Here is a 21,372-nt window from a genome sequence, read left to right on the forward strand (position 1 = left end):
ATGAGAGTTATTGTAATGCCCGTAATAGCGCATCGTTGTCAGCGTTATCGGCGACCTTAATGTCATTCCAGCCCAGTTCCCGGGCGAGTTTCGCCAAACGCTCACTGACGACCAAAAGCCGACAGCGTAGTAACCAGTGCTCACGATACCATTGTGGGATCAATGACCAGAGTTGATGCAACATTTCACCGCTGGTAACAACGACGGTCGTCACCTCGCGGGATTGCCAACGCATCGCCTCTTCTGCACCGTCATAATGAATGGCGCACCTTTGATAACATTCACAAAAAGTGACTTCAGCACCGCGTGCCGTCAGAGTTTCTCCAATCAGCTCACGACCGCCGTTGCCACGTAATATCAGCGCACGTTTGCCCGCAATACTTTGTAATTCCGGTAATTGTAGCAAGACTTCACTGATTTCCCGATCCTGCGGATAACGAACCTGGTGTCCGCTCACGGTATGCAGCGCCAGCGCAGTGGTGCGGCCGATGGCGAAATAACCAGCAAGTGATGGCCATTTAAGGGCTTGCTGATGCAGTTGTGATTGGGCAAAAGCAACGGCGTGTTGCGAAAGGGCAAACAATAGATCGCCTTCACCAAGTGCTGATAGCTGGTCGGCAAGTTGTGGCAATTGCCGACCCGGGGAAAACTCTATCAGCGGAAAATGCCAGGCCACCTGCCCCAGTGTGCGCAGACGGCTCACTAACTCTTCTCCAGCTGGAGATGGGCGGGTGACCAGGATACTCATGCTGGCGCGTCTCCGTTATAGACTTCAGCGAGAATCTCCCGTGCGCCGTTATTCAGTAGCTCTTCCGCCAGTGAAATCCCCATTTGCTCGGCATCCTGCGGCGCACCGCGGCGTTCACCACGAATAATCTGCGAACCGTCCGGCGCACCGACCAGCGCACGCAACCAGATTTTGCCGTCGACAAGTTCGGCATAGCTGCCAATCGGCACCTGACAACCCCCTTCCAGACGGGTATTCATCGCACGTTCAGCGGTGACGCGTAGCGCGGTTTCATGGTGATTAAGCGCGGCAAGAAGCTCGCGGGTACGCGTATCATCAAGGCGGCATTCAATACCTACGGCACCTTGTCCGACTGCCGGAAGAGAAATTTCAGGGGGCAGCGCAGCGCGAATGCGGGACTCCAGCCCTAAACGTTTTAATCCAGCCACGGCAAGAATAATGGCATCGTATTCGCCGTTATCCAGCTTGCTAAGGCGTGTTCCAACGTTCCCACGCAGAGAGCGGATAATCAGGTCCGGGCGGCGTTCCGCCAGTTGGCACTGGCGACGTAAGCTGGAAGTCCCGACGATACTGCCAGCCGGTAATGCATCCAGACTGTCATAATTATTGGACACAAAGGCATCACGCGGATCCTCGCGTTCGCAAATGGTGACCAGCCCCAGACCTTGCGGGAATTCAACCGGCACATCTTTCATCGAATGTACGGCGATATCGGCGCGGTTTTCCAGGAGCGCGACTTCCAGCTCTTTAACAAATAAGCCTTTTCCGCCTACTTTCGCCAGCGGCGTATCAAGAATTACATCGCCGCGCGTCACCATCGGTACTAGTTCAACGACTAATCCCGGATGGCTCGCCATCAACTTGTCTTTGACATAGTGTGCCTGCCAGAGTGCAAGTGGGCTTTGGCGTGTGGCAATTCTTAAAACATTGTCTAACATGCTTGTTACCGTCATTATCATCCGTGGTCCATCCTAACATCCTTGCTGGAGCGATGTCAGTGTTGTGGTGAAACGTTGACGTTAATGCAAAACGTAAATGGAATCCTGACAGGCGTTTCAAGCCGTCGTAATAAGGAATTTACAGAGAATAAACGGTGCTACACTTGTATGTAGCGCATCTTTCTTTACGGTCAATCAGCAAGGTGTTAAATTGATCACGTTTTAGACCATTTTTTCGTCGTGAAACTAAAAAAACCAGGCGCGGAAAGTGGTAACAGTTACCTTTGACATACGAAATATCCCGAATGCCGCGTGTTTCCGTTGATGTTGCCGGAATCACAGACATGACGGGTAGCAAATCAGGCGATACGTCTTGTACCTCTATATTGAGACTCTGAAACAGAGACTGGATGCCATAAATCAATTGCGCGTGGATCGCGCGCTTGCTGCCATGGGGCCTGCATTCCAACAGGTTTACAGTCTGCTGCCGACATTGTTGCACTATCACCATCCGCTAATGCCGGGTTACCTTGATGGTAACGTTCCCAAAGGCATTTGCCTTTACACGCCTGATGAAACCCAACGCCACTACCTGAACGAACTTGAACTGTATCGTGGAATGTCAGTACAGGACCCGCCGAAAGGCGAGCTTCCGATTACTGGTGTATACACGATGGGCAGTACTTCGTCCGTAGGGCAAAGTTGTTCCTCTGACCTGGATATCTGGGTCTGTCATCAATCCTGGCTCGATAGCGAAGAGCGCCAATTACTACAACGTAAATGTAGCCTGCTGGAAAGCTGGGCCGCCTCACTGGGGGTGGAAGTTAGCTTCTTCCTGATTGATGAAAACCGTTTCCGCCACAACGAGAGTGGCAGTCTGGGGGGCGAAGATTGCGGCTCCACCCAGCATATACTGCTACTTGATGAATTTTACCGTACCGCCGTGCGTCTCGCCGGTAAGCGTATTCTGTGGAATATGGTGCCTTGCGACGAAGAAGAGCATTACGATGACTACGTAATGACGCTCTACGCGCAGGGCGTGCTGACGCCAAATGAATGGCTGGATCTCGGCGGCTTAAGCTCGCTTTCCGCTGAAGAGTACTTTGGTGCCAGCCTTTGGCAACTCTACAAAAGTATCGATTCCCCGTACAAAGCGGTGCTGAAGACACTGCTGCTGGAAGCCTATTCCTGGGAATATCCGAATCCACGCCTGCTGGCGAAAGATATCAAACAGCGTTTGCACGACGGCGAGATTGTGTCGTTTGGCCTCGATCCGTACTGCATGATGCTGGAGCGTGTTACTGAGTACCTGACGGCGATTGAAGATTTCACCCGTCTGGATTTAGTACGCCGCTGCTTCTATTTAAAAGTGTGCGAAAAACTCAGCCGTGAACGCGCCTGCGTAGGCTGGCGTCGTGAAGTGTTAAGCCAGTTGGTGAAAGAGTGGGAATGGGACGATGCTCGTCTGGCAATGCTCGATAACCGCGCTAACTGGAAGATAGATCAGGTGCGTGAGGCGCACAACGAGCTGCTCGACGCAATGATGCAGAGCTACCGTAATCTGATCCGCTTTGCGCGCCGCAATAACCTTAGCGTCTCCGCCAGCCCGCAGGATATCGGTGTGCTGACGCGTAAACTGTATGCCGCGTTTGAAGCATTACCGGGTAAAGTGACGCTGGTAAACCCGCAGATTTCACCTGATCTCTCGGAACCGAATCTGACCTTTATTTATGTACCGCCGGGCCGTGCTAACCGTTCAGGTTGGTATCTGTATAACCGCGCGCCAAATATTGAGTCGATCATCAGCCATCAGCCGCTGGAATATAACCGTTACCTGAATAAGCTGGTGGCGTGGGCATGGTTTAACGGCCTGCTGACCTCGCGCACCCGTTTGTACATTAAAGGCAACGGCGTTGTCGACTTGCCGAAGTTGCAGGAGATGGTCGCCGACGTGTCGCACCATTTCCCGCTGCGCTTACCTGCACCGACACCGAAGGCGCTCTACAGCCCGTGTGAGATCCGCCATCTGGCGATTATCGTTAACCTGGAATATGACCCGACGGCAGCCTTCCGCAATCAGGTGGTGCATTTTGATTTCCGTAAGCTGGATGTCTTCAGCTTTGGCGAGAATCAAAATTGCCTGGTAGGTAGTGTTGACCTGCTGTACCGCAACTCCTGGAACGAAGTGCGTACGCTGCACTTCAACGGTGAGCAGTCGATGATTGAAGCCCTGAAAACCATTCTCGGCAAAATGCATCAGGACGCCGCACCGCCAGATAGCGTGGAAGTCTTCTGCTACAGCCAGCATCTGCGCGGTTTAATCCGTACTCGCGTGCAGCAACTGGTTTCTGAGTGTATTGAACTGCGTCTTTCCAGCACCCGCCAGGAAACTGGGCGCTTCAAGGCGCTGCGCGTTTCTGGTCAAACCTGGGGCTTGTTCTTCGAACGCCTGAATGTATCGGTACAGAAACTGGAGAACGCCATCGAGTTTTATGGCGCTATTTCGCATAACAAACTGCACGGCCTGTCAGTGCAGGTTGAAACCAATCACGTCAAATTACCGGCGGTGGTGGACGGCTTTGCTAGTGAAGGGATCATCCAGTTCTTCTTCGAAGAAACGCAGGATGAAAATGGCTTTAATATCTACATTCTCGACGAAAGCAACCGGGTTGAGGTGTATCACCACTGCGAAGGTAGCAAAGAGGAGTTGGTGCGTGATGTCAGTCGCTTCTACTCGTCATCGCACGACCGCTTCACCTACGGCTCAAGCTTCATCAACTTCAACCTGCCGCAGTTCTATCAGATTGTGAAGGTTGATGGTCGTGAACAGGTGATTCCGTTCCGCACCAAATCTATCGGTAACATGCCGCCTGCCAATCAGGATCACGACACGCCGCTATTACAGCAGTATTTTTCGTGATGAGCGTGCCGGAAAGCGAGGCTTATCCGGCATGCAATTTTAGCGGAAACTGACTGTTTCACCCGCCTGCTGCGTTGCCGCCTGTTCCAGCAAATCCCAGAAGGTTTCACCGCTACGGTCGCAAATCCACTCATCGCCTTTCAGGTCAAAATGGTAGCCGCCCTGTTTGGTTGCCAGCCATACCTGGTGCAGCGGTTCCTGACGATTAATAATGATTTTGCTGCCGTTTTCAAAGGTAATGGTCAGCACGCCACCGTTGATTTCGCAGTCGATATCGCTGTCGCCATCCCAGTCGTCCAGATGCTCTTCAATGGTCAGCCACAGTTGGTCAGCCAGGCGATGAAATTCACTGTCGTTCATTGTTGTATCCTGTTTTTAAGTGATGGCGGCAGTATAGCGGCATGGGGTCAGGGCTTCAAAGGTTGCACCTTTGCTGCTGCGTTCCGGCATGATTCATCCGTCACCGGAATAATAATGTCTCTGTTATGAATTTCACGCACATTCTCTTCTCTGACGCGTGTTTTAGCCGGGCAGGGGGATGGCGTAATCCTTACCTCTGTATCGGTCCATGTATAAACATTGCGATCGTCATAAGCGAAGCGATCGTTTTTAGTTAGCGGACCGTTAACTGGAATAATTTGCACACTCTTTGACCGTAATGGGCGGATAAAATAAGCATGCTGTTTACCGCTATTAAATGAGCGTTCAATGACCAGGTCTGGCGTATCCAGCGGGATTATCTCAAGCTGGTCTTCACCAAATGCCGATAATTTTGTTACATACAGCCGATCTTTATACTGCGCAATATTGCCAGTAATCAGATGAAATTGTTCAGGTTCAATACCCGGTAGGTCTATCCACTTGCTCCACTGACGGTCGGGCGTGAGCTGTTTACGCCAGCGAACGCGACTTTCCCCTACTTCAAAAGAGACGTCATCATCTACGGGTATCGCTTTGCCAGATAATTGACCAAAGGGATAACGATGCAGACCCTTATTGTCGCGAAAAACCAGCAGTGAATGAGGTATCCAGCGAATTATTTCAAATGAATCTGCATCCGCCGCAAGGCGAACGCCATTTAAATAAATATTCTGCCCACTGCGGATAAGCAGATCATTGGAATACAAATTTCTGTTTACACTCATAAGACGTGGATTAATACCCCACCATCTTTTTTCTAATACAGTAACATCACTGCTGCTCCCCTGACGTCTACCGGACAAGTAGAGATTTTTACTATCCACCAGCGTGGTAGAGTTACCTTCGATAGCTTTTAGTGTCGCCAGATCAACACGTGACGCGCCGCTATTACTTTCGGTACGCTGTCCGTCAAAATAGAGGCTATATTTATCGACCGCGAAGCGGCCCATAGCCTGAAAGCTGGCAATATCGACAGTGGGTGTTCCCGGTGGATTGCTAACGATTTTGCCACGCCAGAGAATAACGCGGCCGTCTGTCACCCAGTGATATTCCTCATTTTCTATGCTTATTTCATCGGAAGGTATATAGCCTTCCACCAACTCCCGCTCCCCGGATATATTTGTCACAAGGCGCAAATCGGTCCTGTTCATCTTCGGAAATTGGGCAATGATTTTCTTATCCACCCAATTACCTTTACCGTAAGACATGACACCGTGATCGTTGTAATAGTCGAACCCTATGGCCTGTACAGGAGGTGTCAGAAATGTGTGCCCCAACAGGATGAGTGCAACTGTGATTATTTGACCCTTCATTTTGTCGCCTCATTGCGCGGGGCAGGAATAAATTCGCCGTCATCGGTAATTTTTCCGTCCAGATATCCCGTTTTGTAATTTACGCCATAGCCATATCCCGAATGTTGTTCCTTCCAGATTAAGCGAACTTGTTTCGGATCCGCGGTGCGGTATCGCCAGAGCTGCGCGCCATCAAAGCTGTAAACGTAGCGGTTATCGCGGGCATACCATCTGCGCATAAAGGGATGGTCATTAAGATGGGCTTCGCGTTCATCCGGAGAGCGGTTATCCAGTAAGATCAGCGGTCCGTCAGATTCAAACACGTGTAAACCGGAATGGTATGGCCACCCTTCGGCACGCGTAAGTAAATAGCCGTGGTGTTTCCCGGCGTTGAAACGTTTGTTGATAATAAGATTGGGATCATCGAGTTTTACGATCTCCAGCTTGCGGTCACCAGACTCTGTTTCGATGATGGTATAAAGCGAGTCCTGATACTGGGCGACAGCATCACTGATGGGGTGGAACTGTTCAGGATCGAGTCCGGGTAACTCTTCCTGTTTACAAGCAGGCCCTTTACGCCAGAACACTTTCTTTTCCAGCAGAGAAAAATCCAGACAGTGCTTTGTTAAATCCTCATCCCACGCCAGATTTTCCTTGTCGAGGACTTTACGCTGTAGCCCGTTTTTATCACGCCAGGTCAAGAGTGAGCCGGGCATCCAGCGTACGACGGAAAAGGTGTTCGGGTCGGCATCCAGTTGTTCGCCGTTGATCAGGATTTTGGTCCGTGTACGAGCCAGGATATCCCAAGGGCCAAATGGGGTAGCCACACAGGGATTAAACGCGGTAGAAAACTTTCCTCGCTGATCCCATGACTTTTGTGCCAGTACCGTAAAGGTGTCGGGATCATCAAGGCGCTGACCATTTGCGTAAAGATAATGCTTGTCACGGAGAATCAAACCTAGCCAGTCTGGTTTCCATTGCGGGTTAAATTCTACCTGACGCAACGTTTGGCGGTTTAGTTGCTGGTTGCTATCGGTGCGTTTGCCTTCGTAATAGAGGCTGTGCTTATCTGCGGCAAAATCACCCCATGCCTGAAATGACGAGATATCGACTGGCGGTGTGCCTGGAGGGTTTTGCACAATCTCGCCAGCGTAGAGAATAGCGCGACCATCGCTATAGTAAGAGTAATGGGGAAAAGTTGCGTTTGCGCCGTTGTAGACAACGTCTGTCGTGAGATCGGTAGCCGGGGGCACCGTTTCCCAATCCTCCAGTTTTGTTGGGTCAATTAACAAATTCGGTAACAGACGCAGACGCTTGTAGTTAATCTGCGGTAGCGAAATATTGGTCTTTTCATAAGGGCGCAGGTACACCACGCCTTTCCCCTGTTTCTGGTAAATATTATGTTCCGGCTCATCAAGCCGGCATCCCCATGCCGACGATAAAAACAACGAACAAGACAACAAACAAACCACATTGCGATAGTGCATAAAGCCATCCTGGCGCGAGGTGCCGATCACGAAACTACCAGCAGAACATAAATCTCCGCACGTAAGCGTAACTTTCGCAGCAAATCGTCACTTTTCAGAATCCATAAAGGTCATCGCTATTTTCTGATAGTTGCTGGGGTAAACTTGAGGTTTTCATTCACGATATAAATACGAGGTACTGCGCCATGGTGTGACTGATCACGTTAAAATGTGCCGGATTGACGCCGGGAAGGGTGTCAACATGCGACTCTGCCCACCGTTACCTACTTTATTGCCTTTCGCGTGTTGTACTCAGGTCCCACCACCGGTATCTAACATTCCCCACATTATTACGCTTTCTGCCGAACGTGATTTTTATAGAAATCTATCAATTCATTTTTCCTGTGCCATAAAGTTTATCTTTCACATCCTGCCGAACGCGGGTCTTGTACCCCCCGTTGTGAAGATCTTCATACGGAGAAAAAGAATCTTTACTCCACCCCAGCAACACTTTATCGCCAGGCATAAAATGCACGTGCAGATAATTTTCTCCCCATTCTCTTTTTGGGAGAGGCAAAGTCTTGTTACGTTTCTCCAGACGCATCCCTTTAAGATATTGCTCGTGAGTCATATCTAATGTCCAGATAACCTCTGCCGTATCCCCACTGACATCACCGCAACAGGTGATTGAACCACCACCATTCGCAAAAGCATTCGCGCCCGCCATGCCGTTAACACTGAATCCCAGTATCGGACGGTCAATTTCACTGTGGATTTCCAGAATCACTCCACCTCTTGGTCCTCCCCATACTGCCTGTCCTATATTCCACAACACGACCAGTATCGGAAAGACAATTAACGTCCGCCATACCCAGCGTCCCCAGCGGGCATAACCGCGCGTAAGCTTTTGGTCAAATTTTTCCAGTCGGGTAAATAGCCCCATCAGATTTTATTCCCTCTTATCACCTGGTTGGCAAAGTTGTATGTCACTGGCGACTAAGGTCAGACAACGAAATTGCATGGTGCGCAAATCTTTTAAAAGCTCCATGCCGACGATAAAAACAACGAACAAGCCAACAAACAAACCACATTGCGATAGTGCATAAAGCCATCCTGGCGCGAGGTGCCGATCACGAAACCACCAGCAAAACATAAATCCCTACGAGTAAGCGTTATACTCGCAGCATTTCCTCACTTTTCAGACTTCATAAAGAGTCGCTAAACGCTTGCTTTTACGCCTTCTCCTGCGATGATAGAAAGCAGAAAGCGATGAACTTTACAGGCAATCCATAATGAAAAACGTGTTTAAGGCACTCACTGTATTACTTACTCTCTTCAGCCTGACGGGCTGCGGTCTGAAAGGTCCGCTCTATTTCCCGCCTGCAGATAAAAACGCACCGCCGCCGACCAAACCGGTTGAGACGCAAACGCAATCCACGGTGCCGGATAAAAACGACCGCGCCACTGGCGATGGTCCATCCCAGGTGAATTACTAAAAGTCAGTTTCTGTACCCGCGTGATTGGAGTAAATGATGCAGTTCTCGAAAATGCATGGCCTTGGCAACGATTTTATGGTCGTCGACGCGGTAACGCAGAATGTCTTTTTTTCACCGGAACTGATTCGTCGCCTGGCGGATCGGCACCTGGGGGTAGGGTTTGACCAGTTGCTGGTGGTTGAGCCGCCGTATGATCCTGAACTGGATTTTCACTATCGCATTTTTAATGCTGATGGCAGTGAAGTGGCGCAGTGTGGCAACGGCGCGCGCTGCTTTGCCCGTTTTGTGCGTCTGAAAGGGCTGACCAATAAGCGCGATATCCGCGTCAGCACCGGCAACGGGCGGATGGTTCTGACCGTCACCGATGATGATCTGGTCCGCGTAAATATGGGCGAGCCCAACTTCGAGCCTTCCGCTGTGCCGTTTCGCGCTAACAAAGCGGAAAAGACCTATATTATGCGCGCCGCCGAGCAGACAATCTTATGTGGCGTGGTGTCGATGGGAAATCCGCACTGCGTGATTCAGGTCGATGATGTCGATACTGCGGCGGTAGAAACACTGGGGCCTGTTCTGGAAAGCCACGAGCGTTTTCCGGAGCGCGCCAATATCGGTTTTATGCAAGTGGTTAAGCGCGAGCATATTCGTTTACGCGTTTATGAGCGTGGGGCAGGAGAAACCCAGGCCTGCGGCAGCGGCGCGTGTGCGGCGGTTGCGGTAGGGATTCAGCAAGGTTTGCTGGCCGAAGAAGTACGTGTGGAACTCCCTGGTGGTCGTCTTGATATCGCCTGGAAAGGTCCGGGTCATCCGTTATATATGACGGGTCCGGCAGTACATGTTTACGACGGATTTATTCATCTATGAAGCAACCAGGGGAAGAACTACAGGAAACACTCACGGAGCTTGATGACCGGGCGGTTGTCGATTATCTGATTAAAAATCCTGAGTTTTTTATCCGCAATGCGCGCGCAGTAGAAGCGATACGTGTGCCACATCCGGTACGCGGTACCGTTTCGTTGGTCGAATGGCATATGGCTCGCGCGCGTAACCATATTCATGTTCTGGAAGAGAACATGTCGCTGTTGATGGAACAGGCTATCGCCAACGAAGGCCTGTTTTATCGCCTACTCTACCTGCAGCGCAGTCTCACCGCCGCCAGCAGTCTCGACGATATGCTGATGCGCTTTCACCGCTGGGCGCGCGATCTCGGTCTGGCGGGCGCGAGTGTGCGTCTGTTTCCGGATCGCTGGCGCTTAGGTGCGCCGTCGAACCATACTCATCTGGCATTAAACCGTCAGGCTTTCGAACCGCTGCGTATTCAGCGTCTGGGCCAGGAGCAGCATTATCTGGGGCCGCTTAACGGACCGGAGCTGCTGGTGGTGCTACCGGAAGCGAAAGCGGTGGGATCGGTGGCGATGTCGATGCTGGGAAGCGATGCTGATTTAGGCGTAGTGCTGTTCACCAGTCGCGATGCTAATCACTATCAACAAGGGCAGGGAACGCAGTTACTTGATGAAATTGCGCTGATGATGCCGGAGCTTCTGGAGCGTTGGATTGAACGCGTATGACCAATTTACATACCGATGTAGAACGCTATCTACGTTATCTGAGCGTGGAGCGTCAGCTTAGCCCGATAACCCTGCTTAACTACCAGCGCCAGCTTGAGGCGATCATCAATTTTGCCAGCGAAAACGGCCTGCAAAGCTGGCAGCAATGTGATGTGACGATGGTGCGCAATTTTGCTGTACGCAGTCGCCGTAAAGGGCTGGGCGCGGCAAGCCTCGCATTACGCCTCTCTGCGCTACGTAGCTTTTTTGACTGGCTGGTCAGCCAGAACGAGCTCAAAGCCAACCCGGCGAAAGGTGTTTCAGCACCGAAAGCGCCACGTCATCTGCCGAAGAATATCGACGTCGACGATATGAATCGGCTGCTGGATATTGATATCAACGATCCCCTCGCCGTGCGCGACCGGGCAATGCTGGAAGTGATGTACGGCGCGGGCCTGCGTCTTTCCGAACTGGTGGGGCTGGATATCAAACACCTCGACCTGGAGTCCGGCGAAGTGTGGGTGATGGGGAAAGGCAGCAAAGAGCGCCGCCTGCCGATTGGTCGCAACGCTGTGGCGTGGATTGAGCACTGGCTTGATTTGCGCGACCTGTTTGGTAGCGAAGACGACGCGCTTTTTCTGTCGAAACTGGGCAAGCGTATCTCCGCGCGTAATGTGCAGAAACGCTTTGCCGAATGGGGCATAAAACAAGGGCTGAATAACCACGTTCACCCGCATAAATTACGTCACTCGTTCGCTACGCATATACTGGAGTCGAGCGGCGATCTTCGTGGTGTGCAGGAGCTGCTGGGTCATGCCAACCTCTCCACCACGCAAATCTATACTCATCTTGATTTTCAACACCTTGCCTCGGTGTACGATGCGGCGCATCCACGCGCCAAACGGGGGAAATAATGCGTTTTTACCGGCCTTTGGGGCGCATCTCGGCGCTCACCTTTGACCTGGATGATACCCTTTACGATAACCGTCCGGTGATCCAACGTACTGAGCAAGAAGCACTTATCTTTGTGCAAAATTATCATCCGGCGCTGCGCAGTTTCCAGAATGAAGATCTGCAACGCCTGCGCCAGGCGGTACGGGAAGCGGAACCCGAGATTTATCACGACGTGACGCGCTGGCGTTTTCGTTCGATTGAACAAGCGATGCTCGACGCCGGGCTGAGTGCCGAAGAAGCCAGTGCAGGCGCACACGCAGCAATGATCAACTTTGCCAAATGGCGCAGCCGAATCGACGTCCCGCAGCAAACCCACGACACCTTAAAACAGCTGGCGAAGAAATGGCCGCTGGTGGCGATCACCAACGGTAACGCCCAGCCGGAGCTGTTTGGTTTGGGGGATTATTTTGAGTTTGTGCTGCGCGCTGGCCCGCACGGGCGCTCGAAACCGTTCAGCGATATGTACTTCCTGGCGGCGGAAAAACTCAACGTGCCGATCGGCGAGATCTTACATGTTGGGGACGATCTCACCACCGACGTGGGCGGGGCAATTCGCAGCGGAATGCAGGCCTGTTGGATCAGACCGGAAAATGGCTGTCTGATGCAAACCTGGGATAGCCGTTTACTCCCGCATCTGGAAATTTCCCGGTTGGCATCTCTGACCTCGCTGATATAATCAGCAAATCTGTATATATACCCAGCTTTTTGGCGGAGGGCGTTGCGCTTCTCCGCCCAACCTATTTTTACGCGGCGGTGCCAATGGACGTTTCTTACCTGCTCGATAGCCTTAATGACAAACAGCGCGAAGCGGTGGCCGCGCCACGCAGCAACCTTCTGGTGCTGGCGGGCGCGGGCAGTGGTAAGACGCGCGTACTGGTGCATCGTATCGCCTGGCTGATGAGCGTGGAAAACTGCTCGCCATACTCGATTATGGCGGTGACGTTTACCAACAAAGCGGCGGCGGAAATGCGTCATCGTATCGGGCAACTGATGGGCACCAGCCAGGGCGGCATGTGGGTCGGAACCTTCCACGGGCTGGCGCATCGCCTGCTGCGTGCGCACCACATGGACGCCAACCTGCCGCAGGATTTCCAGATCCTCGACAGTGAAGACCAGCTGCGCCTGCTTAAGCGTTTGATCAAGGCGATGAACCTCGACGAGAAGCAGTGGCCGCCGCGCCAGGCAATGTGGTACATCAACAGCCAGAAAGATGAAGGCCTGCGTCCGCATCATATTCAAAGCTACGGTAACCCGGTGGAGCAGACCTGGCAGAAGGTGTATCAGGCGTATCAGGAAGCGTGCGATCGTGCGGGCCTGGTGGACTTTGCCGAGCTGCTGCTGCGCGCTCACGAGTTGTGGCTTAACAAGCCGCATATCCTGCAACACTACCGCGAACGTTTTACCAACATCCTGGTGGACGAATTCCAGGATACCAACAACATTCAGTACGCGTGGATCCGCCTGCTGGCGGGCGACACTGGCAAAGTAATGATTGTTGGCGATGACGATCAGTCAATCTACGGCTGGCGCGGGGCGCAGGTCGAGAATATTCAGCGTTTCCTCAATGATTTCCCCGGTGCTGAAACTATCCGTCTGGAGCAGAACTACCGCTCTACCAGCAATATTCTGAGCGCCGCTAACGCCCTGATTGAAAACAACAACGGGCGTTTGGGTAAAAAATTGTGGACCGATGGCGCGGACGGTGAGCCGATTTCCCTTTATTGCGCTTTTAACGAACTCGACGAAGCGCGTTTTGTGGTTAACCGCATCAAGACCTGGCAGGACAACGGCGGGGCGCTTGCCGAGTGCGCGATTCTCTACCGCAGCAACGCCCAGTCGCGCGTGCTGGAAGAGGCGTTATTGCAGGCGAGTATGCCGTACCGTATTTACGGCGGGATGCGCTTCTTCGAACGCCAGGAAATCAAAGATGCGCTCTCGTATCTGCGCCTGATTGCCAACCGCAACGACGACGCGGCCTTTGAGCGCGTGGTGAATACACCAACGCGGGGTATTGGTGACCGGACGCTGGACGTGGTACGTCAGACATCGCGCGATCGCCAGTTAACGCTGTGGCAGGCGTGCCGTGAACTGTTGCAGGAAAAAGCCCTCGCCGGGCGTGCTGCCAGTGCCTTGCAACGGTTTATGGAACTGATCGACGCCTTAGCGCAGGAAACTGCCGATATGCCGCTGCATGTACAGACTGACCGGGTAATTAAAGACTCCGGCCTACGCACCATGTACGAGCAGGAGAGGGGCGAAAAAGGCCAGACGCGTATCGAAAACTTAGAGGAGCTGGTGACGGCAACGCGCCAGTTCAGCTACAACGAAGAAGACGAAGATTTAATGCCGCTGCAGGCGTTCCTCTCCCATGCGGCACTGGAAGCAGGTGAAGGGCAGGCGGATACCTGGCAGGACGCGGTGCAGTTGATGACGCTACACTCGGCGAAAGGTCTGGAGTTTCCGCAGGTGTTTATCGTTGGTATGGAAGAGGGCATGTTCCCAAGCCAGATGTCGCTGGATGAAGGCGGACGTCTGGAAGAAGAACGCCGTCTGGCCTACGTTGGCGTAACCCGCGCGATGCAGAAACTGACGCTGACCTACGCGGAAACTCGCCGTCTGTATGGCAAAGAGGTTTACCATCGCCCGTCGCGCTTTATCGGCGAGCTGCCGGAAGAGTGTGTGGAAGAGGTGCGCCTGCGCGCCACGGTAAGCCGCCCGGTTAGCCATCAGCGGATGGGTACGCCGATGGTCGAGAACGACAGCGGCTACAAACTCGGCCAGCGCGTGCGCCACGCTAAGTTTGGTGAAGGCACTATCGTCAATATGGAAGGCAGCGGCGAGCATAGCCGTTTGCAGGTGGCATTCCAGGGCCAGGGAATCAAATGGCTGGTGGCAGCTTACGCCCGACTGGAGACGGTGTAATTTACGATCACGTTGCCGGATAAGGCGTTTACGCCGCATCCGGCATCAGCACCTTACTTAGCGCACTTCTTCACATCAATATTCCAGTCAGCACCAGACGCAACCTGATGTTTCTGCGCAAAATTATCCATATTCAGCGCCACGGAAACATTCAACAAGCTGTTCAGATAGACCATCGGCTGGCCTTCCGGCACATCGCCGAAGCTGGCGACATACGGCATTTTCCCTTCGTATTTTTTCTCGGAACCTTCGGAAATGGTCACACATAACGTATCGTTGAGTTTGATCCCCGCCTGATTCAACAACTCGTCGCTGATATTGCTCCAGACGTTACCGTACTGAATATCGAGAATCGGGATATTGCCCTTCACTTCACCTTTTGTCGCTTTCGCTTTTTGATAAGGCAGTTCGACAACTTTTGCCGGAAGCTCAGGCCCCACCTGCTCAAAGGAAATCGCGCCGGAAGCCAGACGCGCCCCTGTGTAGGCATATACATCGCGACCATGGAAGGTATATGACTTTTCGGAACCTTTCAGGCGGTTGGTTTTTTCATCGATTTGCCGGACGCTCTCAATACCCAGCGATTCCGCCACCAAAGTGAGCGTACCGTTATCCGGTGAAACGAAGTATTGACCGTTTTTGGTTTTCAGCACTACCGATTTACGGTCAGTGCCTACGCCCGGATCGACCACACTGACAAACACCGAACCTTGCGGCCAGTAACTGGCAGTCTGATACAGGCGATAAGCACCTTCCCAGATGTTATACGGTGGAATTTCGTGGGTTAAATCAAAGATTTTAAGATTATGGTCAACGCCGAAAGCGACGCCTTTCATCGCCGAGACGGCCCCATCTTTCAGGCTAAAATCCGTTTGTAAAATCAAAGCGTTATCCGCATAAGCGGACGATGATCCCAGACACGTTAATAAAAATAACGTCGCGAGCTTTTTTTTCATTTTTGTTTCCCTTCATTTATCTGATGATTTTCCAGCTGTATAGCCAGCCCCAGTTTGTCTGGCCTCCTCGAGTGTACAATGCTTAACCTTTCCGCTCGACGGAAATCATGGTGACAAAAGGATAGCGTTGCCACGGGATTGCCCCGCCTTTCATATACATATGTGAAATCGTGCCATCAAGATACAGCAGCTGCTCGACGTCCAGTTTCGCTTTGGCATAACAGGCAAAATCATAAAAGTTTGTCGCCTGCTGGCTCAACAAAAACACAGCGTTCCCTTGTTTATTAATCCCCACACCGTTACGGATTTTGCGTGAGGTGACGTTGGGATGAATGCGCGGATTAATTACGCCATTTTCCATCAACATTGGCCCTGACTGCACCGCAAACTGAATCTTTTTACTGGTTTTAAAGGCATCCAGACGAACGATGCCGACTTTATTTCCCGCAACATAAAAAACGCTGCCAGGACGGATAAAGAAATTACCTTCCCCCGAGGCGAGATTTAACGCCACTTTCTGCTGACCGTTTTCGATGTACAAACCGAGCGGCGCATAGCTTTCATCATAGATGCCGCCGTTCATCACCATCTGAACTTGCCCCTGACTATTCATATCCGCCAGCAGAGCATGTAACGTTTCCCACGCTTCGCCATTGGCTTTTTGCCAGTACATTTTCACCCGTTCGGTTTGAGGATTAACGGTATACGCCTGCACAGTCAGCGTTGGGTCAGAGAACGCGCAGTCATCAGCAGCAACAGCACACAAGGGGAGCAAGGTGAGGGCGAGAAAAATCCGTTTGAGATTCAAGGTGATCATTCCTTTACCAATGAGTAGCCGATGCGCCATTATAGGTCCTGGATGTGGGATTTTTTTATCCTGTTAATGACCTTGACGAGTACCAAAAAGCGCGAAGTTCAACTATTGTTCTGTGGTGTTCCGTTGCGTGTTGACGGCAAAATTTTGCTGGCGTAACATGCGCGCACGATCACTCTAAGAGGACATTCGCCTTGGACACACCCAGTAGATACTGGCTCACTATCCTGTCATCCAGGATCAACTCCTAAGGCTATCCCCTTTTGCTGATAGCCTTAGCGGTTGTCAGCGACCTCAATTTTCCCGTCGCGCTGAGTCAGGCTGTTTAATGGTCTGAAACTCAATTTGTTTCTGTGTGCCCACCGAACTGTCCGATATTTTAAGCATTGGGAGTCCCGGTCATGCTGAGCGCATTTCAACTGGAAAATAACCGACTGACCCGGCTGGAAGTCGAAGAGTCACAACCCCTTGTAAATGCAGTATGGATTGATCTTGTCGAACCGGATGACGACGAGCGACTGCGCGTACAATCTGAACTTGGCCAGAGCCTGGCAACCCGCCCGGAACTGGAAGACATCGAAGCATCGGCGCGTTTCTTTGAAGACGATGACGGCCTGCATATTCACTCCTTCTTCTTCTTTGAAGATGCGGAAGATCACGCCGGTAACTCTACTGTAGCATTTACCATCCGCGATGGTCGTCTGTTTACACTGCGTGAACGCGAGCTGCCTGCATTCCGTCTGTATCGTATGCGCGCCCGCAGCCAGTCGATGGTAGACGGTAACGCTTACGAGCTGCTGCTGGATCTGTTCGAAACCAAAATCGAACAGTTAGCGGATGAAATTGAAAACATCTACAGCGATCTGGAGCAACTGAGCCGGGTGATTATGGAAGGGCGTCAGGGCGATGAGTACGACGAGGCACTCTCCACATTGGCAGAATTGGAAGATATCGGCTGGAAAGTTCGCCTGTGTCTGATGGATACCCAGCGCGCGCTCAACTTCCTGGTGCGTAAAGCACGCTTACCGGGTGGGCAACTGGAGCAGGCGCGTGAAATCCTGCGAGATATCGAATCCCTGCTGCCGCATAACGAATCCTTGTTCCAGAAGGTGAACTTCCTGATGCAGGCGGCGATGGGCTTTATCAACATCGAGCAGAACCGCATCATCAAGATCTTCTCGGTGGTATCCGTCGTGTTCCTGCCGCCAACGCTGGTCGCTTCCAGCTACGGGATGAACTTTGAGTTTATGCCAGAGTTGAAGTGGAGCTTCGGCTACCCGGCAGCGATTATCTTTATGATCCTCGCGGGCCTGGCACCGTATCTGTACTTTAAGCGCAAGAACTGGTTGTAAAAAGAAGGCGGTGGCTTAGCCTGGCTAAGCCATCTCTTATTCAAAGACTCCAGGTATTTAACCCTTTTACTTCTTTCTCATAGAACCATTTGTTCGTGTTAACAGCAACATAGGCTGCTACGGCAATTCCCAGAATGTTAACGCCAATTAGTGCACCAACAAATAGAGATAGAATACCAAGTAATAGAACTATAATTGCTTTTTTCCATAATCCCAGGACAAATAAATATATCCAGGAACAGAAGAAAGCAATGAAATTCATTTGAATAGTTAAGCGTTGTCTTACTTTTAATGCTTTAAATGCTGCTTTATATTCTGGTGTTGCCCCCCAGAATCCAGGAAAACCATGTTGATTATAAAAATTAAATCGATATTTCCATTTTTCACTTAATGAACCATCGTTCATATATTCCTTACTCATAAATACTCCGTACTATTGTTTTGATGAATCAGTAGGTGCAAGCATTAGCATACTGAAAGTGGAAAAGTAGCAAATTAAAAAAATCATCGAACCATTGCCTGAACAGGCAAAATCTTCGGCTATCATTGTGATGATAGAGATAATATATACTGCCAATGTACCAAAAACATAAGTTTTTATATATATGAAACCACTATCACGGAGTCGTTGGCAATTCATGTTGATGACGAGATAATGGAGTGCGATGGTAGAGACTATAACAAGAAAACCTGCTTCCCCATCGTTAAAAAAGATAATAAGAAAGGCAAAAATGAAATTTATTAAAATAAATGAAAATATATATCGGCGTCTGGAAATCTTACCGTTAGATGTTGGGATAAATATACGCAACATAAATTTTACATCCTTGTGTGAGTCTCCTGTCAGCATGGCAATATGCCCACTCTCATGCAAGAGCAGGCATATTTTTTCAGAATATATTTATTTTTTATTTGGACGTTCTACGCTGCGTATAAATCGCATCCATCACAAAAATTGCCAGCGCCACCCAAATAAAGGCGAAAGTCACCATCTTATCGGCACCCGGTTTTTCACCATAAAACGTCACAGCCAGCAGGAACATCAGCGTCGGGCCAATGTACTGGAAAAAGCCTAACGTTGAGAGACGCAGGCGCGTGGCTGCGGCGGTAAAACACAACAGCGGTACGGTAGTGACAATACCGGCGGCGATCAGCAGTAAATTCAGCGACATAGGATTTTGCCCCATATGGCTGGTTGAGCTGTCGGCAATAGCAAACAGGTAAATCGCCGCTACGGGCAGTAGCCACATAGTTTCGATTAACATGCCGGTTTGCGCTTCAACGGCAATTTTCTTGCGTACCAGGCCGTAGAAGGCAAAGCTAAACGCCAGCCCCAGCGCGATGATTGGCAGCGAACCAAAAGTCCACAGCTGGACCAACACGCCACATATCGCCAGAATCACCGCCAGCCATTGCATCCGGCGGAATCGCTCGCCGAGGAAAATCATCCCCAGCACAATGTTCACCAGCGGGTTAATAAAGTACCCGAGACTGGCTTCTAGCATATGGTGATTGTTCACCGCCCAGATAAACAGTAGCCAGTTGCCGCCAATCAGCACGGCAGAGACTGCCAGCATAAAAATTTTCTGTGGCGTCTGAATCAGCGTTTTTAAATAGGACCACTGGCGGCAGATGCTCATCAGCACCACCATAAAGAAAAAACGACCAGATCACGCGATGCGTCAGGATCTCATCGGCGGGCACGTAGTAAATCAGCTTGAAGTACGCTGGGGCGATACCCCAAATAAAATAAGCGGCAAGAGCGAGTAATACGCCCTGCCGCGTTTGTTTTGCATCCATTGGAAAACTCATTTTTTGTTGTTGATAGCAGTTGACCTGCTCAGTTTGCTGACAAAGTGTGCTTTGTTCATGCTGGATGCGGCGTTAACGCCATATTCAGCCTACAAAACTATGCAAATTCAATATATTGCATTTCTCTGGTAGGCCTGATAAGCGTAGCGCATCAGGCAATTTTGCGTTTGTCATAAGTCTCAGCAGTTTACCTGCTTTTATGTATTCAACCTACCATATAGGTGGCGGTAGCACTGGCAATATAAAGCTGTTCTTCATTATGCAGTTCAACGCGGGCGACGGCGACTTTATTACCCGCACGCAGCAGGCTACTGGTAGCTGTAAAACGCTCGCCTCTGCCTGGACGTAGATAATCGACGCGAAGATCAATTGTCCCCATCCGCGATAGCCGCTGGCGCAGTTCATCCTCACTGATGGTTTCGTGGCGGGTTAAGGTACTTCCCACGCACACCAGACCTGCGGCGACATCCAGCGCCGACGCAATGACCCCACCGTGCAAAATGCTTTGCGCCCAGTTACCAACCATCATCGGCTGATTTTTAAAGGCCAGCTGTGCAAATTCTTTTTCGTAACGCTCCAGCTCCATCCCCAATGCGCGGTTAAATGGCATGTGATAAACAAACATTTCACCCACTAATTTCAGGGCTTGTTCGGCGGTCAGTACGGCAGACATATCATCCTTACACTTCATTGGTTAATGAAATGTTGATTTTATGCTTCTTTGTTGTTGGTTTCTACTTTAGGAAGGGATAACTAACGGCAATTGAGTTAAGTATGTAAAATAGCCCGCAGAAAAAATATTCATCTAATCAATAATTCGTTACGGAGAACACGAGCGATGCGGACTCTACTGGGCTGCTTGTTGCCGATGTGTATGCTGCCGATAGTGGCAAATGCGCAAGAGGCAACGGTGAAAGATGTGCATGACGCGCCAGCAGTACGTGGCAGCATTATCGCCAATATGTTGCAGGAGCATGACAATCCTTTCACCCTTTATCCTTACGACACCAACTACATCATCTACACCCAAACCAGCGATCTCAATAAAGAAGCTATTGCCAGTTACGACTGGGCAGAGAACGCGCGTAAGGATGAAGTAAAGTTCCAGTTGAGCCTGGCGTTTCCGCTGTGGCGGGGGATTTTGGGGCCAAACTCTGTACTGGGCGCTTCCTACACCCAGAAATCCTGGTGGCAGCTTTCTAATAGCGATGAGTCATCACCGTTTCGTGAAACTAACTACGAACCGCAATTATTCCTCGGGTTCGCCACCGATTACAGCTTTGCAGGCTGGACGCTGCGCGATGTAGAGATGGGTTATAATCACGACTCTAACGGACGTTCTGACCCAACTTCCCGTAGTTGGAACCGTATCTACACCCGCCTGATGGCAGAGAACGGTAACTGGCTGGTAGAAGTGAAGCCGTGGTATGTCGTCGGTAATACGGACGATAACCCGGACATCACCAAATATATGGGTTACTACCAGCTTAAAATTGGTTATCACCTCGGTGATGCTGTGCTGAGCGCGAAAGGGCAGTACAACTGGAACACCGGTTATGGTGGTGCGGAGTTAGGCTTAAGCTACCCGATCACCAAACATGTGCGTCTTTATACCCAAGTCTACAGCGGCTATGGCGAATCGCTCATCGACTATAACTTTAACCAGACCCGCGTCGGTGTGGGAGTTATGCTAAACGACCTGTTCTGATGTGAGTTGATTGAAAGGCAAATCTGGAAT

The 21,372-nt window shown here is 50.9% G+C and carries 21 protein-coding genes and 1 pseudogene; 10 read left to right on the plus strand and 12 right to left on the minus strand.

All coding sequences use genetic code 11. From position 1 onward, the window contains the following. Positions 1-7 precede the first annotated feature (7 nt). Both hemD and hemC read right to left on the minus strand, forming a co-directional pair. The gene (hemD, locus tag CRI63_RS17795; RefSeq protein WP_135403521.1) at positions 8-748 is read right to left on the minus strand and encodes a uroporphyrinogen-III synthase; all 741 of its coding nucleotides are present in this window, start codon (positions 746-748) and stop codon (positions 8-10) included. Continuing rightward, complete coding sequence (gene hemC, locus CRI63_RS17800; RefSeq protein ID WP_130237980.1) at positions 745-1,686, minus strand: hydroxymethylbilane synthase; 942 nt, start codon at positions 1,684-1,686, stop codon at positions 745-747. The genes hemD and hemC overlap by 4 nt, the downstream gene beginning before the upstream one ends. A gap of 373 nt (positions 1,687-2,059) precedes the next feature. Between hemC and cyaA the strand changes: the two genes are divergently transcribed. Continuing rightward, positions 2,060-4,606 carry a class I adenylate cyclase gene (cyaA, locus tag CRI63_RS17805; protein ID WP_062883491.1) on the plus strand — a complete coding sequence of 849 codons (2,547 nt, stop codon included), beginning with the start codon at positions 2,060-2,062 and terminating at the stop codon, positions 4,604-4,606. Positions 4,607-4,645: 39 nt separating this feature from the next. Here the strand turns inward: cyaA and cyaY are convergent, their stop codons facing one another. The 4 genes from cyaY to CRI63_RS17825 form a co-directional block, all read right to left on the minus strand. Next, positions 4,646-4,966: an iron donor protein CyaY gene (gene cyaY, locus CRI63_RS17810; protein WP_000999936.1), complete on the minus strand. Its 321-nt coding sequence runs from the start codon at positions 4,964-4,966 to the stop codon at positions 4,646-4,648. A 47-nt stretch (positions 4,967-5,013) separates the two neighbouring features. Beyond that, on the minus strand, positions 5,014-6,339 hold the full coding sequence (locus CRI63_RS17815; protein ID WP_135520264.1) for a DKNYY family protein: 1,326 nt from the start codon (positions 6,337-6,339) through the stop codon (positions 5,014-5,016). Further along, positions 6,336-7,805, minus strand: a complete 1,470-nt coding sequence (locus CRI63_RS17820; protein WP_135520266.1) for a DKNYY family protein — start codon at positions 7,803-7,805, stop codon at positions 6,336-6,338. The genes CRI63_RS17815 and CRI63_RS17820 overlap by 4 nt, the downstream gene beginning before the upstream one ends. A gap of 367 nt (positions 7,806-8,172) precedes the next feature. After that, entirely contained in the window at positions 8,173-8,727 is a 555-nt protein-coding gene (locus CRI63_RS17825; RefSeq protein ID WP_135520268.1) for a DUF3304 domain-containing protein, read from the minus strand. 349 nt (positions 8,728-9,076) lie between these two features. Between CRI63_RS17825 and CRI63_RS17835 the strand changes: the two genes are divergently transcribed. The 6 genes from CRI63_RS17835 (at position 9,077) to uvrD (ending at position 14,700) form a co-directional block, all read left to right on the plus strand. After that, the gene (locus CRI63_RS17835) at positions 9,077-9,280 is read left to right on the plus strand and encodes a lipoprotein (RefSeq protein ID WP_000799889.1); all 204 of its coding nucleotides are present in this window, start codon (positions 9,077-9,079) and stop codon (positions 9,278-9,280) included. A 36-nt stretch (positions 9,281-9,316) separates the two neighbouring features. Next, positions 9,317-10,141 carry a diaminopimelate epimerase gene (gene dapF / locus CRI63_RS17840; protein WP_135520407.1) on the plus strand — a complete coding sequence of 275 codons (825 nt, stop codon included), beginning with the start codon at positions 9,317-9,319 and terminating at the stop codon, positions 10,139-10,141. Continuing rightward, positions 10,138-10,845, plus strand: coding sequence for a DUF484 domain-containing protein (locus CRI63_RS17845; protein ID WP_135520272.1), 708 nt, complete (start codon positions 10,138-10,140; stop codon positions 10,843-10,845). Before dapF ends, CRI63_RS17845 begins: the two co-directional genes overlap by 4 nt. Continuing rightward, positions 10,842-11,738 carry a tyrosine recombinase XerC gene (gene xerC / locus CRI63_RS17850; RefSeq protein WP_135520274.1) on the plus strand — a complete coding sequence of 299 codons (897 nt, stop codon included), beginning with the start codon at positions 10,842-10,844 and terminating at the stop codon, positions 11,736-11,738. Before CRI63_RS17845 ends, xerC begins: the two co-directional genes overlap by 4 nt. Further along, a complete protein-coding gene (yigB, locus tag CRI63_RS17855; RefSeq protein ID WP_130258638.1) occupies positions 11,738-12,454 on the plus strand; it encodes a 5-amino-6-(5-phospho-D-ribitylamino)uracil phosphatase YigB in 717 nt (238 codons plus the stop codon). Before xerC ends, yigB begins: the two co-directional genes overlap by 1 nt. An 83-nt stretch (positions 12,455-12,537) precedes the next feature. Next, complete coding sequence (gene uvrD, locus CRI63_RS17860) at positions 12,538-14,700, plus strand: DNA helicase II (protein WP_135520276.1); 2,163 nt, start codon at positions 12,538-12,540, stop codon at positions 14,698-14,700. Positions 14,701-14,753: 53 nt separating this feature from the next. Here uvrD and CRI63_RS17865 read toward each other — a convergent pair whose 3' ends face one another. Continuing rightward, complete coding sequence (locus CRI63_RS17865; RefSeq protein ID WP_130219511.1) at positions 14,754-15,656, minus strand: S-adenosyl-l-methionine hydroxide adenosyltransferase family protein; 903 nt, start codon at positions 15,654-15,656, stop codon at positions 14,754-14,756. Between the two features lie 82 nt (positions 15,657-15,738). Continuing rightward, positions 15,739-16,503, minus strand: coding sequence for a phosphodiester glycosidase family protein (locus CRI63_RS17870; protein WP_135520278.1), 765 nt, complete (start codon positions 16,501-16,503; stop codon positions 15,739-15,741). A 161-nt stretch (positions 16,504-16,664) separates the two neighbouring features. Between CRI63_RS17870 and ysgD the strand changes: the two genes are divergently transcribed. Together ysgD and corA are read left to right on the plus strand one after the other, a co-directional pair. Continuing rightward, positions 16,665-16,721, plus strand: a complete 57-nt coding sequence (gene ysgD / locus CRI63_RS24460) for a protein YsgD (protein ID WP_211180520.1) — start codon at positions 16,665-16,667, stop codon at positions 16,719-16,721. 150 nt (positions 16,722-16,871) lie between these two features. Beyond that, positions 16,872-17,822, plus strand: a complete 951-nt coding sequence (gene corA / locus CRI63_RS17875) for a magnesium/cobalt transporter CorA (RefSeq protein ID WP_130209436.1) — start codon at positions 16,872-16,874, stop codon at positions 17,820-17,822. A gap of 40 nt (positions 17,823-17,862) precedes the next feature. On the opposite strand, the gene CRI63_RS17880 is transcribed toward corA, so the two are convergent. The 4 genes and pseudogenes from CRI63_RS17880 to yigI form a co-directional block, all read right to left on the minus strand. Continuing rightward, positions 17,863-18,243, minus strand: coding sequence for a DUF2628 domain-containing protein (locus CRI63_RS17880; RefSeq protein WP_135520280.1), 381 nt, complete (start codon positions 18,241-18,243; stop codon positions 17,863-17,865). Positions 18,244-18,255: 12 nt separating this feature from the next. Continuing rightward, complete coding sequence (gene yigG / locus CRI63_RS17885) at positions 18,256-18,636, minus strand: protein YigG (RefSeq protein WP_276606372.1); 381 nt, start codon at positions 18,634-18,636, stop codon at positions 18,256-18,258. A 94-nt stretch (positions 18,637-18,730) separates the two neighbouring features. Beyond that, positions 18,731-19,622 (minus strand): annotated as a pseudogene (rarD, locus tag CRI63_RS17890) (EamA family transporter RarD). 217 nt (positions 19,623-19,839) lie between these two features. Continuing rightward, a complete protein-coding gene (gene yigI / locus CRI63_RS17895; RefSeq protein ID WP_001277142.1) occupies positions 19,840-20,307 on the minus strand; it encodes an acyl-CoA thioesterase YigI in 468 nt (155 codons plus the stop codon). Positions 20,308-20,472: 165 nt separating this feature from the next. Here yigI and pldA point away from each other — a divergent pair, with 165 nt between their 5' ends. After that, on the plus strand, positions 20,473-21,342 hold the full coding sequence (gene pldA / locus CRI63_RS17900; protein WP_130223375.1) for a phospholipase A: 870 nt from the start codon (positions 20,473-20,475) through the stop codon (positions 21,340-21,342). Positions 21,343-21,372 lie beyond the last annotated feature (30 nt).

It is taken from the genome of Escherichia sp. E2661 (genome assembly GCF_004745185.1).
Taxonomy (GTDB): domain Bacteria; phylum Pseudomonadota; class Gammaproteobacteria; order Enterobacterales; family Enterobacteriaceae; genus Escherichia.

What these genes read in the sequence shown, in the direction of transcription:
- CRI63_RS17880 (WP_135520280.1), bottom strand. Translation starts at nt 18,243, where the DNA reads ATGAGTAAGGAATATATGAACGATGGTTCATTAAGTGAAAAATGGAAA.
- CRI63_RS17835 (WP_000799889.1), top strand. Translation starts at nt 9,077, where the DNA reads ATGAAAAACGTGTTTAAGGCACTCACTGTATTACTTACTCTCTTCAGC.
- cyaY (WP_000999936.1), bottom strand. Translation starts at nt 4,966, where the DNA reads ATGAACGACAGTGAATTTCATCGCCTGGCTGACCAACTGTGGCTGACC.
- xerC (WP_135520274.1), top strand. Translation starts at nt 10,842, where the DNA reads ATGACCAATTTACATACCGATGTAGAACGCTATCTACGTTATCTGAGC.
- hemD (WP_135403521.1), bottom strand. Translation starts at nt 748, where the DNA reads ATGAGTATCCTGGTCACCCGCCCATCTCCAGCTGGAGAAGAGTTAGTG.
- corA (WP_130209436.1), top strand. Translation starts at nt 16,872, where the DNA reads ATGCTGAGCGCATTTCAACTGGAAAATAACCGACTGACCCGGCTGGAA.
- yigG (WP_276606372.1), bottom strand. Translation starts at nt 18,636, where the DNA reads ATGTTGCGTATATTTATCCCAACATCTAACGGTAAGATTTCCAGACGC.
- CRI63_RS17845 (WP_135520272.1), top strand. Translation starts at nt 10,138, where the DNA reads ATGAAGCAACCAGGGGAAGAACTACAGGAAACACTCACGGAGCTTGAT.
- uvrD (WP_135520276.1), top strand. Translation starts at nt 12,538, where the DNA reads ATGGACGTTTCTTACCTGCTCGATAGCCTTAATGACAAACAGCGCGAA.
- CRI63_RS17870 (WP_135520278.1), bottom strand. Translation starts at nt 16,503, where the DNA reads ATGGCGCATCGGCTACTCATTGGTAAAGGAATGATCACCTTGAATCTC.
- CRI63_RS17815 (WP_135520264.1), bottom strand. Translation starts at nt 6,339, where the DNA reads ATGAAGGGTCAAATAATCACAGTTGCACTCATCCTGTTGGGGCACACA.
- pldA (WP_130223375.1), top strand. Translation starts at nt 20,473, where the DNA reads ATGCGGACTCTACTGGGCTGCTTGTTGCCGATGTGTATGCTGCCGATA.
- dapF (WP_135520407.1), top strand. Translation starts at nt 9,317, where the DNA reads ATGCAGTTCTCGAAAATGCATGGCCTTGGCAACGATTTTATGGTCGTC.
- CRI63_RS17865 (WP_130219511.1), bottom strand. Translation starts at nt 15,656, where the DNA reads ATGAAAAAAAAGCTCGCGACGTTATTTTTATTAACGTGTCTGGGATCA.
- CRI63_RS17820 (WP_135520266.1), bottom strand. Translation starts at nt 7,805, where the DNA reads ATGCACTATCGCAATGTGGTTTGTTTGTTGTCTTGTTCGTTGTTTTTA.
- yigB (WP_130258638.1), top strand. Translation starts at nt 11,738, where the DNA reads ATGCGTTTTTACCGGCCTTTGGGGCGCATCTCGGCGCTCACCTTTGAC.
- yigI (WP_001277142.1), bottom strand. Translation starts at nt 20,307, where the DNA reads ATGTCTGCCGTACTGACCGCCGAACAAGCCCTGAAATTAGTGGGTGAA.
- CRI63_RS17825 (WP_135520268.1), bottom strand. Translation starts at nt 8,727, where the DNA reads ATGGGGCTATTTACCCGACTGGAAAAATTTGACCAAAAGCTTACGCGC.
- hemC (WP_130237980.1), bottom strand. Translation starts at nt 1,686, where the DNA reads ATGTTAGACAATGTTTTAAGAATTGCCACACGCCAAAGCCCACTTGCA.